This is a genomic window from Hydrogenobacter subterraneus (genome assembly GCF_055390195.1).
Genome location: NZ_AP042473.1, coordinates 1526860 through 1548098 on the forward strand (window position 1 = coordinate 1526860; position 21239 = coordinate 1548098).

At 42.2% G+C, this 21239-nt stretch carries 22 protein-coding genes, 1 tRNA gene and 2 pseudogenes; 13 read left to right on the forward strand and 12 right to left on the reverse strand.

Annotated elements, in window-relative coordinates; genetic code table 11:
* Nucleotides 1–93: 93 nt before the first annotated feature.
* From ACZ5GB_RS08425 to ACZ5GB_RS08450, 6 genes and pseudogenes are all read right to left on the reverse strand, one after another.
* Nucleotides 94–741, reverse strand: a complete 648-nt coding sequence (locus ACZ5GB_RS08425; protein WP_464326779.1) for an ABC transporter ATP-binding protein — start codon at nt 739–741, stop codon at nt 94–96.
* Nucleotides 738–1958, reverse strand: a complete 1221-nt coding sequence (locus tag ACZ5GB_RS08430; protein ID WP_464326780.1) for an ABC transporter permease — start codon at nt 1956–1958, stop codon at nt 738–740. The genes ACZ5GB_RS08425 and ACZ5GB_RS08430 overlap by 4 nt, the downstream gene beginning before the upstream one ends.
* Nucleotides 1955–3061, reverse strand: a complete 1107-nt coding sequence (locus tag ACZ5GB_RS08435; RefSeq protein WP_464326781.1) for an efflux RND transporter periplasmic adaptor subunit — start codon at nt 3059–3061, stop codon at nt 1955–1957. The genes ACZ5GB_RS08430 and ACZ5GB_RS08435 overlap by 4 nt, the downstream gene beginning before the upstream one ends.
* Nucleotides 3062–3076: 15 nt before the next feature.
* Nucleotides 3077–3718 carry a potassium channel family protein gene (locus tag ACZ5GB_RS08440; protein ID WP_464326782.1) on the reverse strand — a complete coding sequence of 214 codons (642 nt, stop codon included), beginning with the start codon at nt 3716–3718 and terminating at the stop codon, nt 3077–3079.
* Nucleotides 3715–5037: pseudogene (locus ACZ5GB_RS08445) on the reverse strand (TrkH family potassium uptake protein). The gene ACZ5GB_RS08440 and the pseudogene ACZ5GB_RS08445 overlap by 4 nt, the downstream one beginning before the upstream one ends.
* Nucleotides 5038–5080: 43 nt before the next feature.
* Nucleotides 5081–5692, reverse strand: coding sequence for a BsaWI family type II restriction enzyme (locus ACZ5GB_RS08450; RefSeq protein WP_464326783.1), 612 nt, complete (start codon nt 5690–5692; stop codon nt 5081–5083).
* 71 nt (nt 5693–5763) lie between these two features.
* Here ACZ5GB_RS08450 and ACZ5GB_RS08455 point away from each other — a divergent pair, with 71 nt between their 5' ends.
* The 3 genes and pseudogenes from ACZ5GB_RS08455 to ACZ5GB_RS08465 form a co-directional block, all read left to right on the forward strand.
* Nucleotides 5764–6720 carry a DNA-methyltransferase gene (locus ACZ5GB_RS08455; RefSeq protein WP_464326784.1) on the forward strand — a complete coding sequence of 319 codons (957 nt, stop codon included), beginning with the start codon at nt 5764–5766 and terminating at the stop codon, nt 6718–6720.
* Between the two features lie 156 nt (nt 6721–6876).
* Nucleotides 6877–7131, forward strand: a complete 255-nt coding sequence (locus tag ACZ5GB_RS08460) for a thioredoxin family protein (RefSeq protein WP_464326785.1) — start codon at nt 6877–6879, stop codon at nt 7129–7131.
* Nucleotides 7132–7554: 423 nt separating this feature from the next.
* Nucleotides 7555–7842: pseudogene (locus ACZ5GB_RS08465) on the forward strand (MnmC family methyltransferase); the annotation flags it as partial.
* A gap of 205 nt (nt 7843–8047) precedes the next feature.
* Here ACZ5GB_RS08465 and ACZ5GB_RS08470 read toward each other — a convergent pair.
* Nucleotides 8048–8120, reverse strand: a tRNA-Phe gene (locus tag ACZ5GB_RS08470).
* 34 nt (nt 8121–8154) lie between these two features.
* Between ACZ5GB_RS08470 and ACZ5GB_RS08475 the strand changes: the two genes are divergently transcribed.
* The 6 genes from ACZ5GB_RS08475 (at nt 8155) to ACZ5GB_RS08500 (ending at nt 13279) form a co-directional block, all read left to right on the forward strand.
* Nucleotides 8155–9054 carry a multiheme c-type cytochrome gene (locus ACZ5GB_RS08475; protein ID WP_464326786.1) on the forward strand — a complete coding sequence of 300 codons (900 nt, stop codon included), beginning with the start codon at nt 8155–8157 and terminating at the stop codon, nt 9052–9054.
* 120 nt (nt 9055–9174) lie between these two features.
* Nucleotides 9175–9957 (forward strand): cytochrome c oxidase subunit 3, encoded by a 783-nt coding sequence (locus ACZ5GB_RS08480; RefSeq protein WP_464326787.1) that lies wholly within the window; start codon nt 9175–9177, stop codon nt 9955–9957.
* Nucleotides 9954–10751 carry an SCO family protein gene (locus ACZ5GB_RS08485; RefSeq protein WP_464326788.1) on the forward strand — a complete coding sequence of 266 codons (798 nt, stop codon included), beginning with the start codon at nt 9954–9956 and terminating at the stop codon, nt 10749–10751. The genes ACZ5GB_RS08480 and ACZ5GB_RS08485 overlap by 4 nt, the downstream gene beginning before the upstream one ends.
* Nucleotides 10748–11464 (forward strand): cytochrome c oxidase subunit II, encoded by a 717-nt coding sequence (gene coxB / locus ACZ5GB_RS08490; protein ID WP_464326789.1) that lies wholly within the window; start codon nt 10748–10750, stop codon nt 11462–11464. Before ACZ5GB_RS08485 ends, coxB begins: the two co-directional genes overlap by 4 nt.
* A 15-nt stretch (nt 11465–11479) precedes the next feature.
* Nucleotides 11480–13096 (forward strand): cytochrome c oxidase subunit I, encoded by a 1617-nt coding sequence (locus ACZ5GB_RS08495; protein WP_464326790.1) that lies wholly within the window; start codon nt 11480–11482, stop codon nt 13094–13096.
* A gap of 33 nt (nt 13097–13129) precedes the next feature.
* The gene (locus ACZ5GB_RS08500; protein ID WP_464326791.1) at nt 13130–13279 is read left to right on the forward strand and encodes a hypothetical protein; all 150 of its coding nucleotides are present in this window, start codon (nt 13130–13132) and stop codon (nt 13277–13279) included.
* Here ACZ5GB_RS08500 and ACZ5GB_RS08505 read toward each other — a convergent pair.
* Nucleotides 13276–15876: a BamA/OMP85 family outer membrane protein gene (locus tag ACZ5GB_RS08505; protein WP_464326792.1), complete on the reverse strand. Its 2601-nt coding sequence runs from the start codon at nt 15874–15876 to the stop codon at nt 13276–13278. The genes ACZ5GB_RS08500 and ACZ5GB_RS08505 overlap by 4 nt on opposite strands.
* A gap of 15 nt (nt 15877–15891) precedes the next feature.
* On the opposite strand from ACZ5GB_RS08505, the gene ACZ5GB_RS08510 reads away from it, so the two are divergent.
* Complete coding sequence (locus tag ACZ5GB_RS08510) at nt 15892–16158, forward strand: hypothetical protein (protein ID WP_464326793.1); 267 nt, start codon at nt 15892–15894, stop codon at nt 16156–16158.
* Entirely contained in the window at nt 16145–17266 is a 1122-nt protein-coding gene (locus ACZ5GB_RS08515) for a pyridoxal phosphate-dependent aminotransferase (protein ID WP_464326794.1), read from the forward strand. Before ACZ5GB_RS08510 ends, ACZ5GB_RS08515 begins: the two co-directional genes overlap by 14 nt.
* Here the strand turns inward: ACZ5GB_RS08515 and ACZ5GB_RS08520 are convergent.
* Nucleotides 17251–17895, reverse strand: coding sequence for an OmpA family protein (locus ACZ5GB_RS08520; protein ID WP_464326795.1), 645 nt, complete (start codon nt 17893–17895; stop codon nt 17251–17253). The genes ACZ5GB_RS08515 and ACZ5GB_RS08520 overlap by 16 nt on opposite strands.
* 60 nt (nt 17896–17955) lie before the next feature.
* The gene (locus ACZ5GB_RS08525) at nt 17956–18867 is read right to left on the reverse strand and encodes an AAA family ATPase (protein WP_464326796.1); all 912 of its coding nucleotides are present in this window, start codon (nt 18865–18867) and stop codon (nt 17956–17958) included.
* Between the two features lie 178 nt (nt 18868–19045).
* On the opposite strand from ACZ5GB_RS08525, the gene sfsA reads away from it, so the two are divergent.
* A complete protein-coding gene (sfsA, locus tag ACZ5GB_RS08530; protein WP_464326797.1) occupies nt 19046–19690 on the forward strand; it encodes a DNA/RNA nuclease SfsA in 645 nt (214 codons plus the stop codon).
* Nucleotides 19687–20271 (forward strand): nicotinamidase, encoded by a 585-nt coding sequence (locus ACZ5GB_RS08535; protein ID WP_464326798.1) that lies wholly within the window; start codon nt 19687–19689, stop codon nt 20269–20271. Before sfsA ends, ACZ5GB_RS08535 begins: the two co-directional genes overlap by 4 nt.
* Here the strand turns inward: ACZ5GB_RS08535 and hpt are convergent.
* Complete coding sequence (gene hpt, locus ACZ5GB_RS08540) at nt 20268–20795, reverse strand: hypoxanthine phosphoribosyltransferase (protein ID WP_464326799.1); 528 nt, start codon at nt 20793–20795, stop codon at nt 20268–20270. The two genes, ACZ5GB_RS08535 and hpt, sit on opposite strands and share 4 nt — an antisense overlap.
* A complete protein-coding gene (gene rimI / locus ACZ5GB_RS08545) occupies nt 20746–21228 on the reverse strand; it encodes a ribosomal protein S18-alanine N-acetyltransferase (protein ID WP_464326800.1) in 483 nt (160 codons plus the stop codon). Before rimI ends, hpt begins: the two co-directional genes overlap by 50 nt.
* Between the last annotated feature and the right edge of the window lie 11 nt (nt 21229–21239).

Below are 21239 nucleotides of genomic sequence, written 5' to 3' on the forward strand. Positions count from 1 at the left end.
TGATTAAGAGATGATAAAGTAAGTTTTTGTGTTTTTGTCTCAAAGAGTTTTTGCACGCAAAAGGTATGCTTCAAATAATTTTAAAAAAAGCCCTTATAGTATTCTTCCGTCCCTCATCTCCACAATCCTGTGCGCCTGTTTGGCAAGTTCCAGTTCATGGGTCACCATCACTATGGTGGTGCCTTCAGAGTTTATGTCTTTGAATATGTCCATGACCGCTTGGGTGTTTTTGCTGTCTAAGTTTCCTGTAGGCTCGTCTGCAAGGATAACCAAGGGTTTGTTTATAAGTGCCCTTGCTATGGCAACCCTTTGCATCTCACCTCCCGATATTTGGTATATCTTCCTATTCTCCTTTCCACCAAGGCCAAGCCTCCTCAAAAGCTCATAGGCCCTCTCCCTTGCTTCCTCTCTTTTCATCCCAAGCCTTATGGCTGGTATCATCACATTCTCCAAAAGGCTAAACTCTGGCAAAAGATAATGGAATTGAAAGACAAAGCCCAGCTTTTGGTTTCTTATTTTGGATATCTTTTCTTCCTCGGAGAAGTCTATCCTTTCCTCCTCAAAGAAAACCTCCCCCTCTGTGGGCCTATCTAAAAGTCCCATTATGTATAGCATGGAGCTTTTTCCAGAACCGCTCGCACCTATGATGGCCACAAACTCACCTTTTTTTATTTCAATGTCAATGCCTTTTAGTATCTCCTCTTGTCCTATGACTTTTTTTACTCCCCTTAGTTCAATCATTGGCTTCTAAAGATGTCCACAGGGTTCAGCCTGCTTGCTCTGTAGGAAGGATATAGGCTTGCCAAAAGGGAGAAGAAGAGGGAGAAGGCAAAGGCATATAGGTAAAGGATTGGGCTTCTGTCCAGCACAAAGCCCTTGGTCCTTATTAGACCCTCCACATCAAGCCTCACAGACTCAAGGTATTCTTGCAATCCAAAGCCAAGAAAAGAGCCTATTATGGCACCAAGCAATCCTATTATGAGGCCCTGCACCACAAAGATAAAAAGTATGTCCCTTCTTGTAAAGCCCATGGCCATAAGTATGGCAATATCCTTTTTCTTCTCAAGGACTGTCATCATGATTATGTTAAAGATGCCAAAGGCCGAAACGGTCAAGATGGCAAAGACTATCATGTAGGTTATGATGTTTTGGATTTTGAAGATGCTTAAAAAGTTCCTGTAGGCCCTTTGCCAGCTTTCCACCTCGTAGGGTATTTTCTCTTTTAGCTCTCTTGCAAGCCTTTCTGCACTGTCCACATCCCTTATCTTAAGCACTATCTCGTTTACTTCTCCCTGTCTTTCCAAAAGGCTTTGAAGGGTTTTTATGTTTATATACACCCTTGTATCATCTATGTTGGTTATGCCAGAGTCAAAAAAGTCCTCCACGCTCACCAAAAGGCTTTTCCCGTTTGGTGCCACAAGCACAAGTTTTTTGCCAAGCTCTTTTATCCCAAGGCTCCTTGCCACAAGACTGCCAATTATCACACCAGTCCTGTTTGTCTCAAGCTTATCAAGTCTTTTATAGACAAGGAACCTCTCTATCACAGAAGCCCTCGGCTCCCTCTGCGGGTTTATGCCAATGAGCGTTATGGGCTTGTCCTTTATACCATACTTTAAAATCCCCCTGCTTATGAGCCTTTCCGCACTGCCTACCACCTGTGGGTTTTCTTCCAGCTCCTTTATGATCTCCTGCCAGCCAAGTATCCTGTCCTTTTCCTTTGGCTTTGCACCAAGAAGGATGGCGTATTTTTCCACCTCTTGCTCTTCTTCCCTTGGCTTTATCTTTATGTGAGGCTCCAAGTCTATGACCTGCTGTATAAAGTAGTTTTGAAAGCCAAGCATGAGGGAGCTCATCACTATAAAGGCGCAAACACCCACAGAAACGCCCAAGATGGAGACCAAGGTTTGCCTTTTTCTCTCAAGAAGCATCTTAAAGGCCACAAAGAGGATATAGTTCATGGCAAGACAACCCTTTGACCGGGCCGTAGGCCACTTTTTACCTCAATATACTCACCAAACCTCTCTCCAACTTCTACCGGCACCCTTATCTTCCTTATGCCATCATAGACAAGCACATAGCCATCCCTGTAGGCGCTTGCCGGAATTAGAAGCATCTTTTTGTTTTCCACCTCTATCTGGCCGTCCACTGTGGCGCCAAAGGGTGTTTCCTTTGGAAGGCCTGCAAGGACCTTTACGGTGATGAGCTTTCTGCTTCTGTCTACCTCCCTTATTATCTTTGCCACCCTCCCCTCAAAGGTCCTATCTGGGTAGGCATCCAGCTTAAGGACCACCCTTTGCCCCTCCTTTACAAGCCCCGCATACTCTTCATCCACCTCCAGCCAAACCTCCCAATCCCTTGAACCTATGGAGAAAAGCTTATTGTCTTGGCTTATATGGTTTATATAATCACCCTTGCTTACATACTTTTTGAGAACATAGCCCTCTATGGGACTTCTTATAACATACTTTTCCTTTTCTTTCAAAAGTCTTTTTAGGTCCGCTTCAAGCACTCTTTTTTCGGTGTTTATGGACCTTATAGCATCTTCATAAGCATTCTTTGCCCTCTCATACTCTCTTTTGGCTATCTCATACTGGGTTTTACTCTGTTCGTAGGCTTCCCTTGGTATTAGCCCCTGTGAAAAGAGCCTTTCCCTTCTTTCAAAGGCACTTTTGGAGTTTTCCATGCTTACTTTGGCAGATTCTAAGGCCTTTTCCAAGCTTTTAAGATAGGGAGAGTCCTCCCTTGACCTCTCTCTTGCAAGGCTTAACCTTTCAGAGACTTCTTTTATGCTTTCTTCCAGTGGGCCACTGTCCATAAGGGCAAGCACCTGCCCCCTCTTTACATAATCCCCCTCCTCTACAAGGACCTCCTTTATATAGCCAGAGACCTCGGCCTTCAAAAGCACATAATCCTTGCTTCTGGCATAGCCAGAGCCATAGACCAACCTCTTTATCTCCTTTTCTTCCACCACCGCATACTTTTCTCCCCCCTTGTTTATGGCAAAGATAAGCACAAAGGCACCAAGAAGAACAAAGAGAAGAAGAAGCAAAAGCTTACGCATTAGCATAGAATATTATCACAAGGATACTATCCTCTCCCTGTTGCCCAATACTACAAGTATGTCGTTTGGAAGCACTACCTCATCACCCGATGGGTTTACTATAAACCTTTCACCCCTCTTTATGGCCAGAACGGTGATATCGTACTTCCTCCTTAGGTCAATGTCCTTAAGTGCTTTATTATGAAGCCTTTGTGGTGGTAGCATCTCAAAGATGCTGTAGTTTTCTGCTATGGGTATCTCCTCTATAAAGCCACCTACAAGTAGAGAGTGGGCAAGCCTTATGGCCATATCCCTTTCTGGATGTATGACCCTGCTTATACCAAGCCTCTCCAATATCCTTCCATGAAGAGGATTTACCGCCTTTGCTATAATCTCCTTTACTCCAAGCTCCATAAGCTGGACCACCACCAGTATGCTCGCCTCTATGTTCTCACCTATGCTCACTATCACCACATCCGCATTGGCTATGCCAGACTCCTTTAGGGCCTTTTCATCGGTGGCATCAAGTATGAAGGCTTGAGATACAAGCTCCGCTATGGCCTTTACCTTCTCCTCATCCACATCACAGGCTATAACCTCCGCACCGCCTTCGGCCAAGGTCTTTGCCACGTTAAAACCGAACCTTCCAAGTCCAATAACTCCAAAAACCTTCTTCATATCAAAAGCCTCGCCTCAGGAAGTTTTACATGAGTTGGTTTTTCTTTACCCACAAGGGCAAGCATAAAGCCAAGCAGGCCCACCCTTCCTATGAGCATGCTTAGAATTATAAGGCCTTTACCCAAGGGAGAAAAGTCTGCAGAGAGGCTAAGGCCCTTAGGATTGCCCAAAGAAAGCCCCACAGTAGCAAAGGCCGATACCGTCTCAAAGAGAGCGGGCAATAGTTTTATGTTTTCAATCTCCGCCAGAAGCATGGCCACAATAGTGTTGTAGGCAAAGGCCAAGCTAAGTATAACCATAGCCCTATGCACTTGAACTTCTATGAGCCTCCTTCCAAAGACTACCACATCTTGCCTACCCTTTATATAAGAAAGCACAGCCAAAAAGACCACCACAGCCGTTATGGTTTTTATGCCCCCACCAGTGCCACCGGGAGAAGCTCCCACAAACATAAGGTTTATTATCAAAAACTGGGATGCCTCAGAAAGCTTTGCAATATCTATGGTGTTAAAGCCGGCCGTTCTGGCAGAAACGCTATGAAAGAAGCTTGCAAGCACCTTTTCTCCCAAAGACATATCTTTGAAGCGCTACAGGTCAAAAAGAAGGAAAATAAAGCCTATAAGAATAAGAAAGGAAGAAGACAAAAAGACAAGCTTTGTATGTGTAGAAATCCTCCTTATCTCACCCCTTTTGTAGAGTATTAGCTCGTATATAACATAAAAGCCCAACCCACCAAGGATTATCAAAAGGCTTATAACCAAGTTTACCCATACATTTCCCCTAAAACCCATAAGGTTATCAGAAAAGGTGGAAAAGCCGGCGTTGTTGAAGGCCGAAACGGAATGAAATAGGCTTGCAAAAAAGGCCCATGCTGGGTCCCTCAGTTTAAACAGAAAGGGCGGGAAGAGGGCAAGCATGCCAAGAAACTCAATAAAGAAAACAAGGGGTATAATCCTTTTTATAAACCTTACAAGCCCATGCATACCGGGATAGTTAAAAGACTCTGCCAGCATAAGCCTATCTCTCAAACCAAGCCTCTTCCTAAGGGCTATAAAGAAGTAAGTGGTAAGGGTCATATATCCAAGGCCACCTATTTGAATAAGGGCCAACACCACAACCTTTCCGAAGAAGTTTAGGTCCTTTTCCGTGTCAAGCACTACAAGACCCGTTACTGTGGTGGCAGAGGTGGCGGTAAAGAGGGCATCCAAGTAGCTTATGGGTCTTGTGGTGGAAAAATATATAAGAACAGAACCTATGAGTATTACTACTAAGAAAGAGGTTAGCAATATTCTATGTGGCGTCCATTCAAAACCCTTCATACCATAGTTAAATTTTATTTTAATTATACGCTGAGTGAGAAATTCAGAAAGTCTGTGATAATAAAAGCTCCCTTATGTAGTTCTTCAGGTGGTCATTTCCCACATAAAAATTCCTGCTCTTGAAAGGTGGTCCTTTATCTATTACGAATACAGCATCCATTTCGTTCTCTAAAATCGTCCTCCACTTTGCCTGCTTGTATGGGTTGTCTGGATTGTAGAGTTCAAAATCACTATCTGGAGTGACAATTATATACTTAAAATCCCGTCCCGTTTTCTTTAATGACCAGTAAGCGGACTGTGCCCCTCTTTCCCTGAAAGACTTTTTAGAAGAAATAACACAAACTATTCTTCTTGAGAGTTTGTGATATATAACTATGTCCGCATCCATATACATATAAACCTCTTCTCCCGTCTCTCTTGTGTATTTGACAGAAAGTATTAAATGAGGAAGCTCTACACTCTCATCTCTTTCAAAGTCCCTGAGAACAAAGGTTTCTGCTCTTACTGCCTGAGCTGGTCCATGCCCGATAATACACTCTTCCCTTATTTTGTTGTCCTGCGCAAGAATTTGCATTATACGCTTCTCAATAGCTTCTCCTACAAGGGATACCTCTCTTTGTCTTTTCCTTCTAACTTCCTTTTCATCCGCATCCATCGGAAGCCTAATTATAACTAAAGGAACCGCGGGTAAAGTAGCCCCCAGAATTTAGTGGTATAATTTCTTCTATGAAATATCTGAGAAAAAAAGACTTCAAGGAGACAAAGGTAAGAATTCTTACAGCGTTATACGAGAGACTCAAAGAGCTCTCTATAGAAAAAGGGATGAGTTTAAATGTCCTGTTTAATAAAGCATTGGAGAGTTTTTTAAGAGAGCAGGAAAAAGAGAATGCTACCGAAGCTATAGAAAAGCAAAACTTGTTTTACGATGATGGGCAGATAAGATTGCTGCTCAATGACTTCTTGAAAGTGGATCTGGAAGAGCTAAGGGGGAAAGTGAATTTAATAGTGACCTCTCCTCCTTACAATGTGGGGATGGAGTATGGGACTATAGACGATAGCATGGGATATGAGGAGTATTTGCGCTTTACTGAGAGGTATCTTAAAAGGTTTTACCAACTGCTTGCGGATGATGGAAGAGTGTGTCTTAACATACCCCTTGACAAAAACAAGGGGGGTATTCAGAGCGTATATGCGGATGTGGTGTGCCTGGCAAAGAAGGTAGGACTCAAATATCAGAGCACAATAGTCTGGAATGAGCAAAACATCTCAAGGAGAACTGCCTGGGGTAGCTGGCTGTCTGCATCCGCTCCATACATTATAGCCCCAGTAGAGATGGTAGTCTTGCTATATAAGGAAAACTGGAAAAGAAGAGACAGAGGAAAGACCACCATAAGCAGGGAAGAGTTCATAGAGTGGACAAACGGAATGTGGACTTTCCCAGGAGAGAACAGGAAAGCTCTTGGTCATCCGGCTCCTTTCCCTCTTGAACTACCGCTCAGGTGTATAAAGCTATTCTCCTATGAGGGAGACCTTGTCCTTGACCCTTTTGTTGGTTCAGGAACTACCATGGTAGCCTGCAAGAAGTTAAACAGAAAGGGTGTGGGGATTGATATAAATAAAAATTATCTCAAACTTGCAGTAAAGAGAATTAAGGAGGTTTCCCCAGCCATGTTCTCTTGGTAAGGCGCTCTATCATGCTTAATTTCTCACCCGGCGTATAGTTAAATTTTATTTTAATTATATTTTTGTTTTCACAAGGTCAGTTTATAAACAGCCTCGCAATTCCCTTGACAAAATTCTAAGGTTGCTATATTACATAAACAGGGAGATGATAAAACTATGAAATGGGAACTTTTTAGGGCGGATTGCAAACTCTGCGACAAGATGGAAAACATGATAAGAAAGAGCTTTCCCTTGGTGAATTTAGAGGTTCATAGAGCAAGTGAATGTATAGATGGGAGTTGCTGTAAATTGGCTGAAAACTATGGAATTAGATGCGTGCCAACCCTTGTTATAAATGGAAAGATCGTAGCAGAAGGCATTGTTGATAAAAATGTAATAGACGAACTAAGAAGGAAATATTACAAGGTCTAAAATAATTGAATTATGAAGGTTGAAAGGGTTATAAAAGTCTATTTAGCAAGAGAAGGCATATATATACCCGAAGAGAGATTAGGCACTATGGTTTTAGAGCTAAAATCTTGGTTAAAGCCTTCCCTTGAAGGGTCTGGAATTATGAAAACACAGGAAGGTGATTTTACTCTTATACATTCCCACTACGGAGAACCATACCATAGCCTATCTGCCGGTGCCATAAGGGAATGTCTTGAAAAGTTTTTTAACCCTTCTGGACTTTTGGAGAAGGTACAAAGCCTCAAAAGGATAAACATCTTAGATATTGGCTTTGGACTTGGCTATAATGTGGCTGTAGCCATCAAAAAGTTAAAAGAGATAAACCCACTTATAGAGATTGAAATAATATCCCTTGAGAAGGAAGTGCCTGCTCAAATTCCACCAATGCCAAAAGAGTTTAGAAGCATCCACAAAAATATTTTGGAAAAGCTTCCCAGCTTTGAGGAAGATGGTGTAAGTTTTAAGCTTTACCTTGGGGATGCAAGGGAAAGTATAAAGAAGATAAAAGACTTTGAAGCCCATGCGGTTTTTCATGATGGCTTTTCACCTTACAGAAATCCAGAGCTTTGGAGCCTTGACTTCTTAAAAGAGATAAAAAGGCTTATGCATAAGGAGGGTGTATGGGTCTCTTATACCTCTTCCTTGCCTGTAAGGAAAGCCCTTAAAGAACTTGGCTTTAGCCTATCCACCACAAAAAGCGTAGGCAGGAAAAGGGGAGGGACAAAAGCCTACTTTGGTGGTGTGGATGAGTTATCCTACGAGGAAGAAAGAAAGCTACTTACTTCGCCCTACGCCATACCCTTTTTGGACCCTTATTTAAACAGGGAACCTCTTGAGATACTTGTAGATTACCGTGTAAGGGTTGAGCTTTTGAAAATGGCCCAGGGCGGACTTGAACCGCCGACACCCCGGTTTTCAGCCGGGTGCTCTACCAACTGAGCTACCGGGCCTGTGGAATAATATTATATAACTTGGAGAGGGGAAATGGTAGTATTTTTTCTACTTTTCCTTTTCGTAAGCTCTTGTGGTAATGTTTTTGTAGAAAAGGACCTGCTTGAGAGGCCTCAGGCAAAGCGTTGCGCAGACTGCCATAGCGACATATTCAAGGAGTGGGAGAAAAGCAGGCATGCCATAGCTTGGAAAAGTGAGAAGTTTAGGCTTGAAAGTGAAAACTACACAAAGAATAAGTGTCTTTCCTGCCATGCACCACACCAAGTAGACCCTGGGGTAAAACCAGCTTTAAGGGTGGAGTTTAAGGAGGATGGCATTTCCTGCGTAGCCTGTCATTTCAAAGAGGAAACAAAGGCCATGCATGGACCTCACAAGGTTTGGTCTCCACCCCACCCTTCAAGGCAAGACCTTAACTATACAAAGGCCTTTTTCTGTGCTGGCTGTCATCAGGAGACTTACAAGGAGTGGCACCTTACAAAGGTTCAAAAGTCTTGTCAAGACTGCCACATGCCTTCCTTGGGAGAAAAAAGGATTGTTCAGAAGTTTCCCTTTGAGTACTTTCACACCAAAAAGCCCAGGCATGATCACAGCTTCCCTACGGGAAAGGCAAAACCAGAAGATATTATTGTTGAACTAGAAAGGGGTGCAAATCTAAGGCTAAAGGTTGTGAATGTTGGAATTCCTCATAATCTTCCTACAGCAGACCAAGGGGATCCCAAGCTATACATCATAATAGATGCTCTTCTACCAACTGGAGAAAGTGCAAGGATTGTAAGGGTTCTATCTTATCAAGCAAAAAATGCACTTGTTTACAGAGAACCAACCTATATAGACCTTCCATGGCAAGAGGTAAAACACGTGGTTGTAAAAATAGAAAGGAAATTAAGCTGGAAAGAGGGCAGAGAAAATATATTGGAGGTGGTCCTCAAGTAGGCAATAAAATTCATAAGAAATTCTTATATTCCTATTACCATAACTTATAGATCACCAAAGGTCAAACATGTATCATTTAAGTATTGCAATTTAATAGCTTAGAGTAAAAGGAGGCAAAGGATGGCACAGGAGGTGCACCACCATCACTTAGGAGAGCATGAGTATAGCTACTGGCCTCTGCCCGTAGGGCTGGCTGTATTACTTGTCCCCTTAACCTTTATAGCCCTAATGGTGTGGCAAAAGCCTATGCTTGCCCTTATCTTTGGGGGTGTAAGCCTTGTCCTTTTCGTGATCGGCATAGCCGGGTGGATCAACGAGTTCTTCTCCAAAGGCCACGAAGAAGGGCTTGGTATGCCCGCCATGATGTTCTTTATAGTGTCCGAGGTGGTAATCTTCGGCACTATGTTTGCAGGTTTTTATATGGCAAGGGCAACCCACGCAGAAGTATGGCACCAGTGGGTTCCAAAGGGCATTAACCTTACCATACCCCTCATACTTACCTTTATCCTTTGGGCTTCAAGCGCCACCATAGCTATAGCAGAAAAACTTTTTGAAAAAGGTAAGAATGCCGCATCCGCCCTTTTTGTACTACTTACGATGGTTTTGGGTCTTGCCTTTATGGCTATACACATAAAGGAATGGCTCCATCTATGGCATGAAGGCTTTACCCTTAGCTCCAACATGTATGGCACAGGCTTTTATATGCTTACTGGCATACACACCTCACACATAGTGGTTGGCCTTCTAACCATGCTTGTGGCTCTATTTCTCTTGCTAAGTGGTAAGGCAAACGAGCATAAGGGCCATACTTATATAAGAGCTATAACCCTTTACTGGCACTTTGTAGATATTATGTGGCTTCTTGTGGCAAGCAGTGCTTACCTTATAGGTAGCTTGGCATGAGGATTTTTATGCTTTCCCTTACCCTTTTTGCCCTTGCCATGGCAAGAGAACCTTATGAATACGGCAGGTATACAAGCTATTATGGCGAGCAGGATGTAAGCGTGGTAAAGATACAAGAGGACCTATACATAGGGAAAGAGATAGCCAACGCTAAGGTGAAAACCTTAAAGGGTGAAGTAAGTTTAAAGGAGTTTATCTCCAATAAGCCCACAGCCCTCCTATTTGCATACTATACTTGCGACACTGTATGTCCCATAACAGCGCAAAACCTTTATAAGGTGTCAAAAAGCTTATCTAAGGAATACAGGTATGTGATACTGTCCTTTGATGAGAGGGATAATCTTGAAACGATGAAAAACTTTATGCTAAGGAACTTTGGCACCACGGACATGCCAGAAAACTGGCTTGTGGGTGTGCTATCTAAGGAAGATATAAGGAATCTTACCCAATCGGTAGGGTACAAGTTCTACTACATAGACAAAGACAAAATCTTTATCCATCCAAACGTAACCATATTCATATCGCCAGATGGTAAGGTGATGAGATACCTCTATGGTCCCTTTTTAAAGGAGAAGGATGTAAGCCTTGCCTTCATAGACGCCCAAAGGGAAAAGCCTTCAATAAACAACCTTGTGGACCTTGCCGTGCTTGCCTGCTACAGGTATGACCATTCACGTAGCAGGTATGTGATAGACCCAACCTTAATCTTTGCAGGCCTTGGCATTTTTGGCCTCTTTTCAACCCTTTCCCTTGCATACTTTTACAACAGACATAAAAAGGAGGTGCACCAATGAAGGAAATCTTAGCTTATCCTGCCAACTATTGGCAGACTATGTATGAAATATGGCTCATTGTCTCTGTAATCATTTATCTTGTGGTCTTTATACCAGGTGCCTACTTCTTGTTTAAGTATCGCTACAAAAAGGGTGTTAATGAAAAGGCTCAACATGTGCATGAAAGTAAAGCCCTTGAAATACTTTGGACCATAATACCAACCATAGTGGTCATATACCTTGCCACCCAAAGCTTTGCCTTTTATAGGGTTCAAAGAAATGCTCCAGAAAATGCTATGGAGATTAAGGTAACTGCCTTTATGTGGGGTTGGGAGTTTGAATACCCAAACGGCAAAAAGGTATATTCCTTCTTTAACAGTGTGGTCAACCCAGAGAACAACGCCTACCTAAAGCCAGAGCAGGTTAATGATATGTTTAAAGCTTATCTTCCTGCAGAAACACCTATAAAGGTCCTTCTCACATCAAGAGATGTTATACATGCCTTCTACGTTCATCCGGCAAAGGCTATGGAGGATGCTGTGCCTGGTAGGATTACCCACATGTGGTTCCAGATAAACAAGCCTGGAGAGTATTGGGTCTTCTGTAGGGAATACTGCGGAACACAGCATTCAAAGATGGCTGCAGTTTTGAAGGTTGTGCCAAAGGAAGAGTTTGAAAAGTGGTTAAACCAAGGCACGCAAACAAGCCAAGAATCTAATAAAGAAAACCTTTAAAGGAGGTGCGCCACCATGGCAGCAGTAGGTTATAAGCCGTACTTTAGCGCAGGCCTAAAAGAGTGGATCTTCACCACGGACCACAAAAAGATAGGCATAATGTACGGCATCACAAGCCTCATCTTTTTCCTTATAGCAGGTCTCTCCGCCCTTGCCATAAGGTTGGAGCTGTTCCAGCCCGGTCTCCAATATATGTCTGAAGATACCTACAATCAAGCTCTAACCATTCACGGTGTTTTGATGCAGTTCTGGTGGGCAGTTGGTATATGGGGTTCTTTTGGAAACTACCTTTTGCCCCTTATGATAGGTGCGAGGGATGTGGCCTTTCCAAGGCTCAACGCCCTTAGCTACTGGTTGTTCTTCGCCGCAAGCGTGCTTGCCCTTATAACCCTACTGCCCGGCAACCATATAAGGATGATGTGGACAGGCTATCCACCCTTTTCTCTCAATGAAAATGCTGGTCCTGTGGCCTTTTATGCTCTAATAATACACCTTCTTGGCGCCTCCTCCTTGGCAAGCGCCATAAACTTGGTGGTGACAAACCTCACCATGAGAGCGCCCGGTATAACCCTCAAGAAGATGAACCTCTTTTTGCATGCCTTTTTGGCTATGAACGTAATACAGATACTTGGCGTGCCAGCTCTTGCTGGTGCAGTCACCATGCTTCTTATGGATAAGTATTTCCACACTGCTTTCTTTGACCCTACAAGGGGTGGAGACCCACTTCTCTATCAGAACCTCTTCTGGTTCTATTCTCACCCAGTTGTTTATGTTATGATCCTACCAGCCTTTGGTCTAATTTCTGAAATGGTAGCCACCTTCTCAAGGAGAGAGATCTTTGGAAGAACATCCATGATCTTTGCCATATGGGGCATAGCCATACTGGGCTTTATGGTTTGGATACACCACATGTTTACCAGTGGTGTGCCAGACTGGATAAGGATTATCTTCTCTTATACAACCGTCCTTATAGGTGTGCCAACTGGTATAAAGATATTCAACTGGATATTCACCCTTTATAAAGGCTCCATTAGGCTTACTGCACCAATGCTCTACACCCTCTCCGCCATCTTTATGTTCCTAATAGGTGGTCTTACCGGTATACCATTGGGCCTTCCAGCCTTTGATATGGCTGTGCATGACTCCCACTTTGTTGTAGCCCACTTCCACTACGTACTTGGAATGGCTCTCACTCTTGCTGTCTTTGGAGGTTTCCATTACTGGTATCCCAAGATAACTGGCAGGATGTACAACGAGCTTTGGGCAAAGATAGGACTTGTGCTTATAATGATAGGCTCTAACCTCTTCTACTTCTTACAGTTTATTGTAGGCCTTGAAGGTATGCCAAGAAGGTATGCGGACTATCCAGCTATTGATAGCTGGATAAAGCTCCACGAGCTTCAAACCATAGGTGCCTTTATACTTGCTTTTGGAGTTCTCATAACCATCCTCAACCTCGTCCTTTCCACCAAGCTTGGCAAGAAGGCAGAAGATAATCCATGGCAATCACCCTCCCTTGAATGGCTTATACCTTCACCACCACCTCCCCACAACTTTGACAAGATACCCCACATGCCCGAAGACTGGGACCCATACAACTACGAATGGCTTGAAAAACACCATAAGAAATAACAAGCACGGGGCCTTTGGCCCCCTTTTATAAAGATGAAGAAATATATAGCCCTTATAACTCTCCTTGCTTTGGTTGTCCTTTCCTTCACGCTAAGCATGCTTTATTTTAGCAATCCAATTTATAGAAAGGAAAAGATTGACAGCTACAAGCATGAGATAGACAAACGCTTACATAGACGTTAGTAGTAGTAGCCTACGGATAGATAGATCTTATACTTTTTAAACCACTCTCTTTCAAAGGGAAAGGCTACATCCAGCCTAACGGGACCTATGGGTGTATTTATTCCAACACCACCACCAAAATCAGACTTTATACTTTTTGAAAGGTCTTCTAACTTATCTCCCACACTTCCACCATCGCCAAAAACCACACCAACAAAGGAACCTTTTATGGGAAACATAAGCTCAAGCCTGCCAAAGGCGTAGTATCTTCCGCCATTAGGTTGTCCCACCTCTTCAAAGGAATAGCCCCTAAGGTCCCTAAGACCGCCTAAGAAGAACCTTTCAAATATAGGTGCCTTTTGACTTACAACACCACCAGCCACCTTAAAGCTTAGCTTAAAGTTCCTTTTTAATGGTATTAGGTAAAAGGTGGATAGATCAAACTTTGTGTATTTTGCATCGCCTTCTGCAAAGCTTAAGTTTAAACTATCGTAATGAATCCTATTGGGAGAAAATAGGTCATCTTTAAACTCCCTTATTAAGAAAATACCATACTTTTTTATATAAAAGCTTTGCCCGTTCACCTGGTTGTTCAAAAGGCTAAAAACTGGTCCTACGGATGTATTGCCCGTTATCCTATAGCCCAACTGTAGATTGAAACCACGAGAATCCAAATTGTAGCTTTTATGTTCTTCATAGTTTTTGAAAGCGTCGGCTTTAAACCAGTATCTACTTGAAAAGATAAACCTATCCTCAAGTGTTATATCATAAAGCTTTCTTTTACCAGTTTTTCTGTATTTTAAACCCGAGGACAGCCCTATTCCAAAGATATTTTTCATACCAAGGAATGCCTCTAAGGAAATTTTTTCTTCTGTATTGTATCCTAATGAAAAATCCAGTATACCTCTTTTGTCTTCGGATAATTGTATGAGCCTGTGTACAGTTTTTTTGTTTTTATCAACGAAAGTATCTATATATACACCAGTAAATATTCCACTATTCAACATGTTATGTAATGTTTTATCGTTTAAACTTTCAGAGTAATTTACTGCCTTTTCAGTCATATAAGAAAGCTCACGGGAAGTGGTGTTTTTGTATCCATAGTATATGGTCTCTCCCAATTTATAAACAGGCCCCTCATTTACTGTGTATATGTATGTGTAATAGATGTTTTTGTCATCCTCTTCCAATTTTACCTGTGTTTCAAAATCGCCTTCCATAAAACCCTTTTTAAGAAAATAATTTTGTATATTCAAGTTTAAAGACTCCACAAGTTGTGAGTTGAATATGGCAGGAAGTTTTTCTTCATGCCTTGAAAATATCTTTTTGATTTCTTGATTGTGGCCGTCATATACAAAGTCTTTAAGTATTTGCCTTTTTCCAGGTTTTATATCCAAGCTAACTTTTACCTTCTTTTCCTCCTTAAAAACTTCTTTGTTTATTCGTCCTTCCGCTAATGTATAGCCTTCTTCCATAAGGCGTTCAAGCTCCATTTTTAACAATTGTTCTAACCTATCTTCATCGTAAAACTCTCCATCAAGCACCGTACCTACGGCCTTATACCTTTCCCCTTCTTTTACCCTAAAGCTTATCTGTCCCTCCTTAACTTCATAATAAACCTCCACATCAAAAAAGCCCTTTCTATGATAGGCTTTAATTATGTTTTCTTTTGCCTCTTCCAAAGAAAAAGGATCAACGCCTTTCTTTTCAAGCTCGCTTATGTCGGTTAGGTCTTGTTGTGTAAAAAAGCTTGTACCCTCAAAGCTGAGCTTATACCTTTTACCTTCAATTATCTGAAATACAGGTCTGGCTACATAACCTCTACCTATCAAAGCTTTTAATGTTCCTATTGGATGGCTAAAAAGGTTTGATATGCCTTCCGATAGGGACCCGAGGAGCTTAAGCGGGTTTCTGGCAAGTGTTTTATCCCTGGGAGCAAGCACAGAGTAAAAAGGCCTATTTAGCTTAAGTTTTTCAATGCCTTCATAGTAAGCAAAGCTGTCCCAATAGCCTTCTTTTGTATAAAAGTCCTGAAGAGAGAAGATGCTCTCCTTAAATAAACTTTCTTTAAAAACCCTACCCTTAACCAAGCCTATCTTTGAGTCCAAAAGGGATGGGTCGTAGCTTGAACCTTTATACACTCCACTTTCTGTAAAATAAATTGGACCTTCATCTATCCCTATGTAAAGGTCCACATAACCATCCTTATCTTCTTCCATAGTAACACCAACGGATGCATCCAAAAATCCCTTGTCCATGTATAACCTTTTTATCCTTGTTTGTAAGTCCATCTCATTAAACTCTGGTCCACGGATAGGCATGCCCTCATAAAAGCCAAGGTAAGAAAGTATTTCTTCTTTTGCAACTGCCATGTTTCCTTTTATGTGTATCCTTTTTATGATTGGGTACCTTTCTATGTAGATGGTTACTCTGTTTTCTTCTTCCATAAGATATGCATCCTTTACATCCTCCACATTCCTTATTATCTCAACCATCTCCTTATAGTTTTCAAGGTTTATAACCTTTTCAAGGTTGGTTTTTCTTAATGGGAAGTTAGATATTATGACCACCTCTCCAAAAGCAATTATTGGGAGAAGCATAATCAGAATAAGGAGCATGCTATAATTTTAACAATGGATAAGGTATTATTTTCAAACCCAAGTTTAACATACTCAGAACTGGTAAAAAGGGACAAGAGAGATATAGCCAAAGAGTTTGAAGCCATACTTCTAAAGGAAGTCCTCAAAGAGGCTTTTAAGCCAATGCTTCAAAATAAATCTTTTGATACAAAGCTATACTATGATAACTTCCTTGAAGGCTTAAGTAAAAAGCTCGCAGAAGCAGGTGGTATTGGAATAGCCAAGTTCATTTTGGAGAATATAAGAGATGAGAAGGGTTGAAAAGATAAGCCCTTTTCTTGTTATGGATATACTCAAAGAGGCCCAAAATATCAAAGATGTGGTACATATGGAAATAGGCGAACCAGACCTTGAGCCATCACCGAAGGTTATTGAAGCTTTGGAAAGGATTATAAAAGATAGGAACTTTTCCTATACTCCAAGCCTTGGCCTTTGGGAGCTAAGGGAAAGGATAGCCAAGCATTATTATGACTATTATGGTGTGGAGGTATCTCCTTCAAGGATAATAATAACAACCGGCACTTCTGCCGCCTTTTTAATAGCCTATGCCTTACTGTTGGATTTTGGAGATAAGATAGTGCTTTCCGACCCTTCTTATCCCTGCTACAAGAACTTTGCGCATATATTGGATATTGAACCTCTAATGGTCAATGTGGACCACAGCACAAACTACCAGATAACTCCAGACCATCTTATAGACATAAAGGGTTTTAAGGCTATACAGATCTCCAGCCCATCCAACCCTACTGGGAACCTTTATAAAGAAGAGAATTTAAAAGCTCTCTGTCAGTTTTGCGATGAAAAAGGCGTATACCTAATATCTGATGAGATCTATCATGGGCTTGTATACGATAGAAAAGAAAGAACTGCCCTTGAATTTAGCCAAAGGGCCATAGTAATAAATGGTTTCTCAAAGGCCTTTTGTATGCCGGGCTTTAGGCTTGGCTGGCTTATACTGCCAGATGAGGACCTTGTAAGAAAAGCGGAGTTAATATCCCAAAACCTCTATATATCAGCACCCACAATAAGCCAGTATGCAGCCCTTGAGGCCTTTGACTATGAATATCTTGAACAAGTAAGAGAAACATACAAGAAAAGGAGGGACCTTTTGATAAAAGAGCTTGATGGTGTAGGGAAAATAGATGTTTATCCCGAAGGAGCCTTTTATCTCTGGATAGATGTAAGCAAATATGGAATGAGTGGCTATGAGCTTTCCATGAAGCTTTTAAGGGAGGCCAAGGTTGCTGTAACACCTGGTATAGATTTTGGTAAAAACAACACAGATAAATTTATAAGGATATCCTTTGCTAAGGATGGGGGCACCCTACAAGAGGGTGCCAGAAGGATAAGGGATTATTTAACCAGATAGATCTTTACTGCCCTTTGTTCTGCATGCTTGGAGCCTAAAAGCTTTGCCACTTCCTTACCATAGGCAGCCATCTTTATCTTTCCTATATCCACTCCCTTCTGTGCCAAGTAGCTGGCTACCATTTGGGCTCTCCACATGGAGAGGTTGAAGTTATACTTGCTTGATCCCCTCGTATCTGCAAAGCCAACTACCAAAACTTCCCTTGTTTCCCCTTTAAGCTTTTCGGCTACCTCGTCCAACTTCTTGGCTTCGGAGGCCTTTATATTGAACTTATCAAAGTCAAAGTGCACTGTGCCAACCTCTTCCAATTGCCATTTGTAAGGACCAATGCCTTCTTCTTTCTTAGGAGCTGGCGTTTGCCTTTCCTCAAGTGCTTTTATCCTTCTTTCGTGGTCATTGGCTATACCTTCAAGCTTTTGGACCCTTCCTTCAAGGTCCTTTACCTTCTTGTTGGCCTCTTCTGCTGCCTTTTTGCTTTCCATTATGGCATCAAAGTATCCCTTGTAGCACTTGTCCAAAAGGTACTTTGAATAGAATTCCTTGGGGCTACCGCAAGGATCAAGAGGTTTTTGTTCTTGAGCCATAGCAAATCCAGAAGCCACAGCCAATGCGATAGCTATTTTCTTCATTGTGCCACCTCCTTTCTAAGGTATTTCTTTTAATTATATGCCTGATTAATGAAAAAATCATTAAGATTTTAAAGAAGACCTAATATCCTCTACTATCTGCCTTATAAGAGATATGGAAGATTCTCCATCCCTTGTAATAATTCTATGAGATAAACATACGGGTGCTAACTCTAAAACATCTTCTGGAACGATAAAATCCCTTTCCTTTGTGTAAGCTAACGCCTTTGCACAGTTTACAAGATGTATTAAAGCTCTTGTAGAAACGCCAACAACAATTCCAGGGTGTTGCCTTGTGGCCTGCCCTATCGCAACCACAAGTTTGGCTACCTCCGGAGATACATAAAACCGTTTTATGGCATCAATTGTAGTAAGAATATCTTGAGGTTTAACAACTGGTTTTAGCTTTTCAACCCTTTCCAAGGGATTCTCTCCCCTTATGATTTGCATTTCTGTTTCTGGGTCTGGATATCCAAGGCTAAGCCTCATACTAAAACGGTCTAACTGTGATTCTGGCAAAGGATAAGTTCCATACTGTTCAACAGGGTTTTGAGTAGCTATTATAAAAAAGGGTTGGGGTAGCTCATAAGTTATACCGTCAACGGATACTTTCCCCTCTGCCATAGCTTCCAAAAGGGCGCTTTGGGTCTTTGGCGTTGACCTGTTTATCTCGTCTGCTAAGACAAGATTGTTAAAAATAGGACCTTTTTTGAAAACAAAGCTCTTTTTTGCTTGGTCATATACGCTTACACCAAGTATATCCGAAGGAAGAAGATCACTGGTGAATTGTATTCGCGCAAAAGAAAGGCCAAGAACCTTAGCCATTGAGAGGGCAAGGGTGGTTTTACCAACGCCAGGTATATCCTCAAGAAGCAAATGCCCACCAGACAAAAGGCACACAAGCGAATAGGTTATAATCTCATCCTTTCCCTTGAATACCTTGCCTATCTCCGACTTTACAGATTCTAAATCCATGCTTCAAACATTATAATATTAGAGTTAGTTGGATTTTGGAACACCCTGCTTATACTACTTGACAATGAGAAAATTTTGTATATAATTTTCAATTAGATAAGTTGGGGAAGTTAGAAACTCCCTCCCCCTCCCTCCCCTAATTGTTTTGCCCCACCGCCCGGTGGGGCCTTTCTAAAAAATGAGATTCCCAGAGCTAAAAGAAGCCAAGTTCAAAAAGAGGTTAAACAGGTTTGTAGGCCTTATAGAGCTTGAAGGCAAAGACTACACAGCCTACATAAGGAACACGGGAAGGTTAAAAGAACTTCTATGTGAAGGCAATAAAATTTATGTGGCAAAAAGGAAAGAAGGCAAACATCCCTTTGAAATAGTCCTCGCAGAGTTTAAAGATTACCTTGTTTGCATTGATTCTCACATTGCTCCAAAGCTTTATGCAGAGTATATAAAGGTTCCAGTCTCCTTTGAACCTACCTTTGGCGACAAAAGGTTTGACCTTCTTTTAGGCCATAGGCCTGTGGAGGTAAAGTCTGTAAACTTGGTAGAGGATGGCATTGCCCTTTTTCCAGATGCGCCCACGGAGAGGGGAAGGAGGCATATTGAAAAGCTTATTGAGCTTTCAAGGGAAGGATATGAACCACTCGTAGTCTTTGTGGTTCAAAGGGAAGACTGCAAAGCCTTCTCTCCCAACTGGCGTGTGGACCCGAAGTTTTCTGAAGCTCTTTTGAAGTATGTAAAGCTTGGCTTAGAGGCAAGGGCCTACCGATGTTCTGTTAGCCTTGAGGAGATTAAATTAAAAGATGAAATACCTGTGGAGGTTTTGCTATGAAAGTAAAGCTTAGCCCAAAGGATGCGCTTATAGTGGTGGATATGCAAAAGGATTTTATGCCGGGGGGAGCCCTTCCTGTGCCAGAGGGAGACAAGATAATCCCAAGGCTTAACCAATACACAAAGCTTTTTAACTCCTTAGGGCTTCCCGTATTCTTTACAAGGGATTGGCATCCGCCGGACCACATATCCTTCAAAGAGCAAGGGGGTGTGTGGCCACCTCACTGCGTTCAAAACACGGAAGGGGCCATGTTCCACAAGGACCTTTTTATACCACAGGACAACCGCTTTATCATCTCAAAAGGCACAAGTAAAGACTTTGACGCCTACTCGGGCTTTCAAGGAACCATTCTTGACAGCCTTCTAAAGGAAAGGGGCATAAGGAGAGTCTTTGTGGGTGGTGTGGCCACCGATTATTGCGTAAAAAACACTGTGCTTGGCGCTATAAACCTTGGCTATGAGGCCTTTCTCCTCCTTGATGGTATAAAGGGTGTGGATGTAAACCCTGGAGACTCGGAAAGGGCCATAGAGGAGATGCTTAGGGCTGGTACCGTAGGCATAAGCATAGAGGACGTAGGCTAAAGCACTGCGTATATGCCCCTTAGATTCCTGCCCTCTTCATCCCAATCAAGGCCATAGCCCACAAGGAAGAGGTTTGGTACCTCAAAGCCCACAAAGTCCGCCTCAAAAGGCACCTTTCTTCTTTCCTTTTTGTCCAAAAGGACGCAGGTCTTTACCTCCTTGGCACCCTTTAGCTTGAGAAGCCTGTAGACCTCCTCAAGGGTATAGCCTGTGTCCAAAATATCATCCACCAAGAGAACCTTTAGACCCTCTATGTCTCTGTCCAGGTCCTTTATAACCTTTACATGCCCTTGACTTTCTTGAGAGGAGCCATAGCTGGAGACCCATATAAAATCCACCTGCACAGGAATGCTAAAGCTTCTCACCAGGTCTGCCGTAAAGATGAAGGCGCCCTTTAGAAGGCTTACCACAAAAAAGGGGCCTGCAAAATAGTCCTCTATCTCCTTTGCCAACTCCTTTACCCTTTGGAGGATCTTATCCTCCGGTATTAACAGCTTCAAAGGCCTTCCCTTTATCTCCACCATTCTCCTCCAATTCAAGAGTCATCTGAAAGGCATCCTCACCATCGGAATAATAACCACGCCTTTCGGATATTATTTTAAAGCCAATAGACTGATATAGCCTTATGGCCCTTATGTTGGACCTTCTCACATCAAGCACAAACCTGCTTACTTTACCTTTAAAGTATTCTATGAGAAACTTCATAAGCCTTTTGCCGTAGCCCTTTCCCCATCTGTCTTTTTTTATGGCTATGGACATGATGGTAGCCTCATCGTATATCTGCCACACTACCGCATAGCCTATTACCTCACCATCCTCCTCTAAAACAAACCTATAGGAATAATCAAGGTTGAACTCCTTTTCAAAGGCCTGCCTACTCCATGCATCTGAGTTAAAGCACTCTTCGCTTATCCTTAGAACCTCTTCCAAGTCTGACGGTTGCATCTCTCTTACCATAGCTTAATATT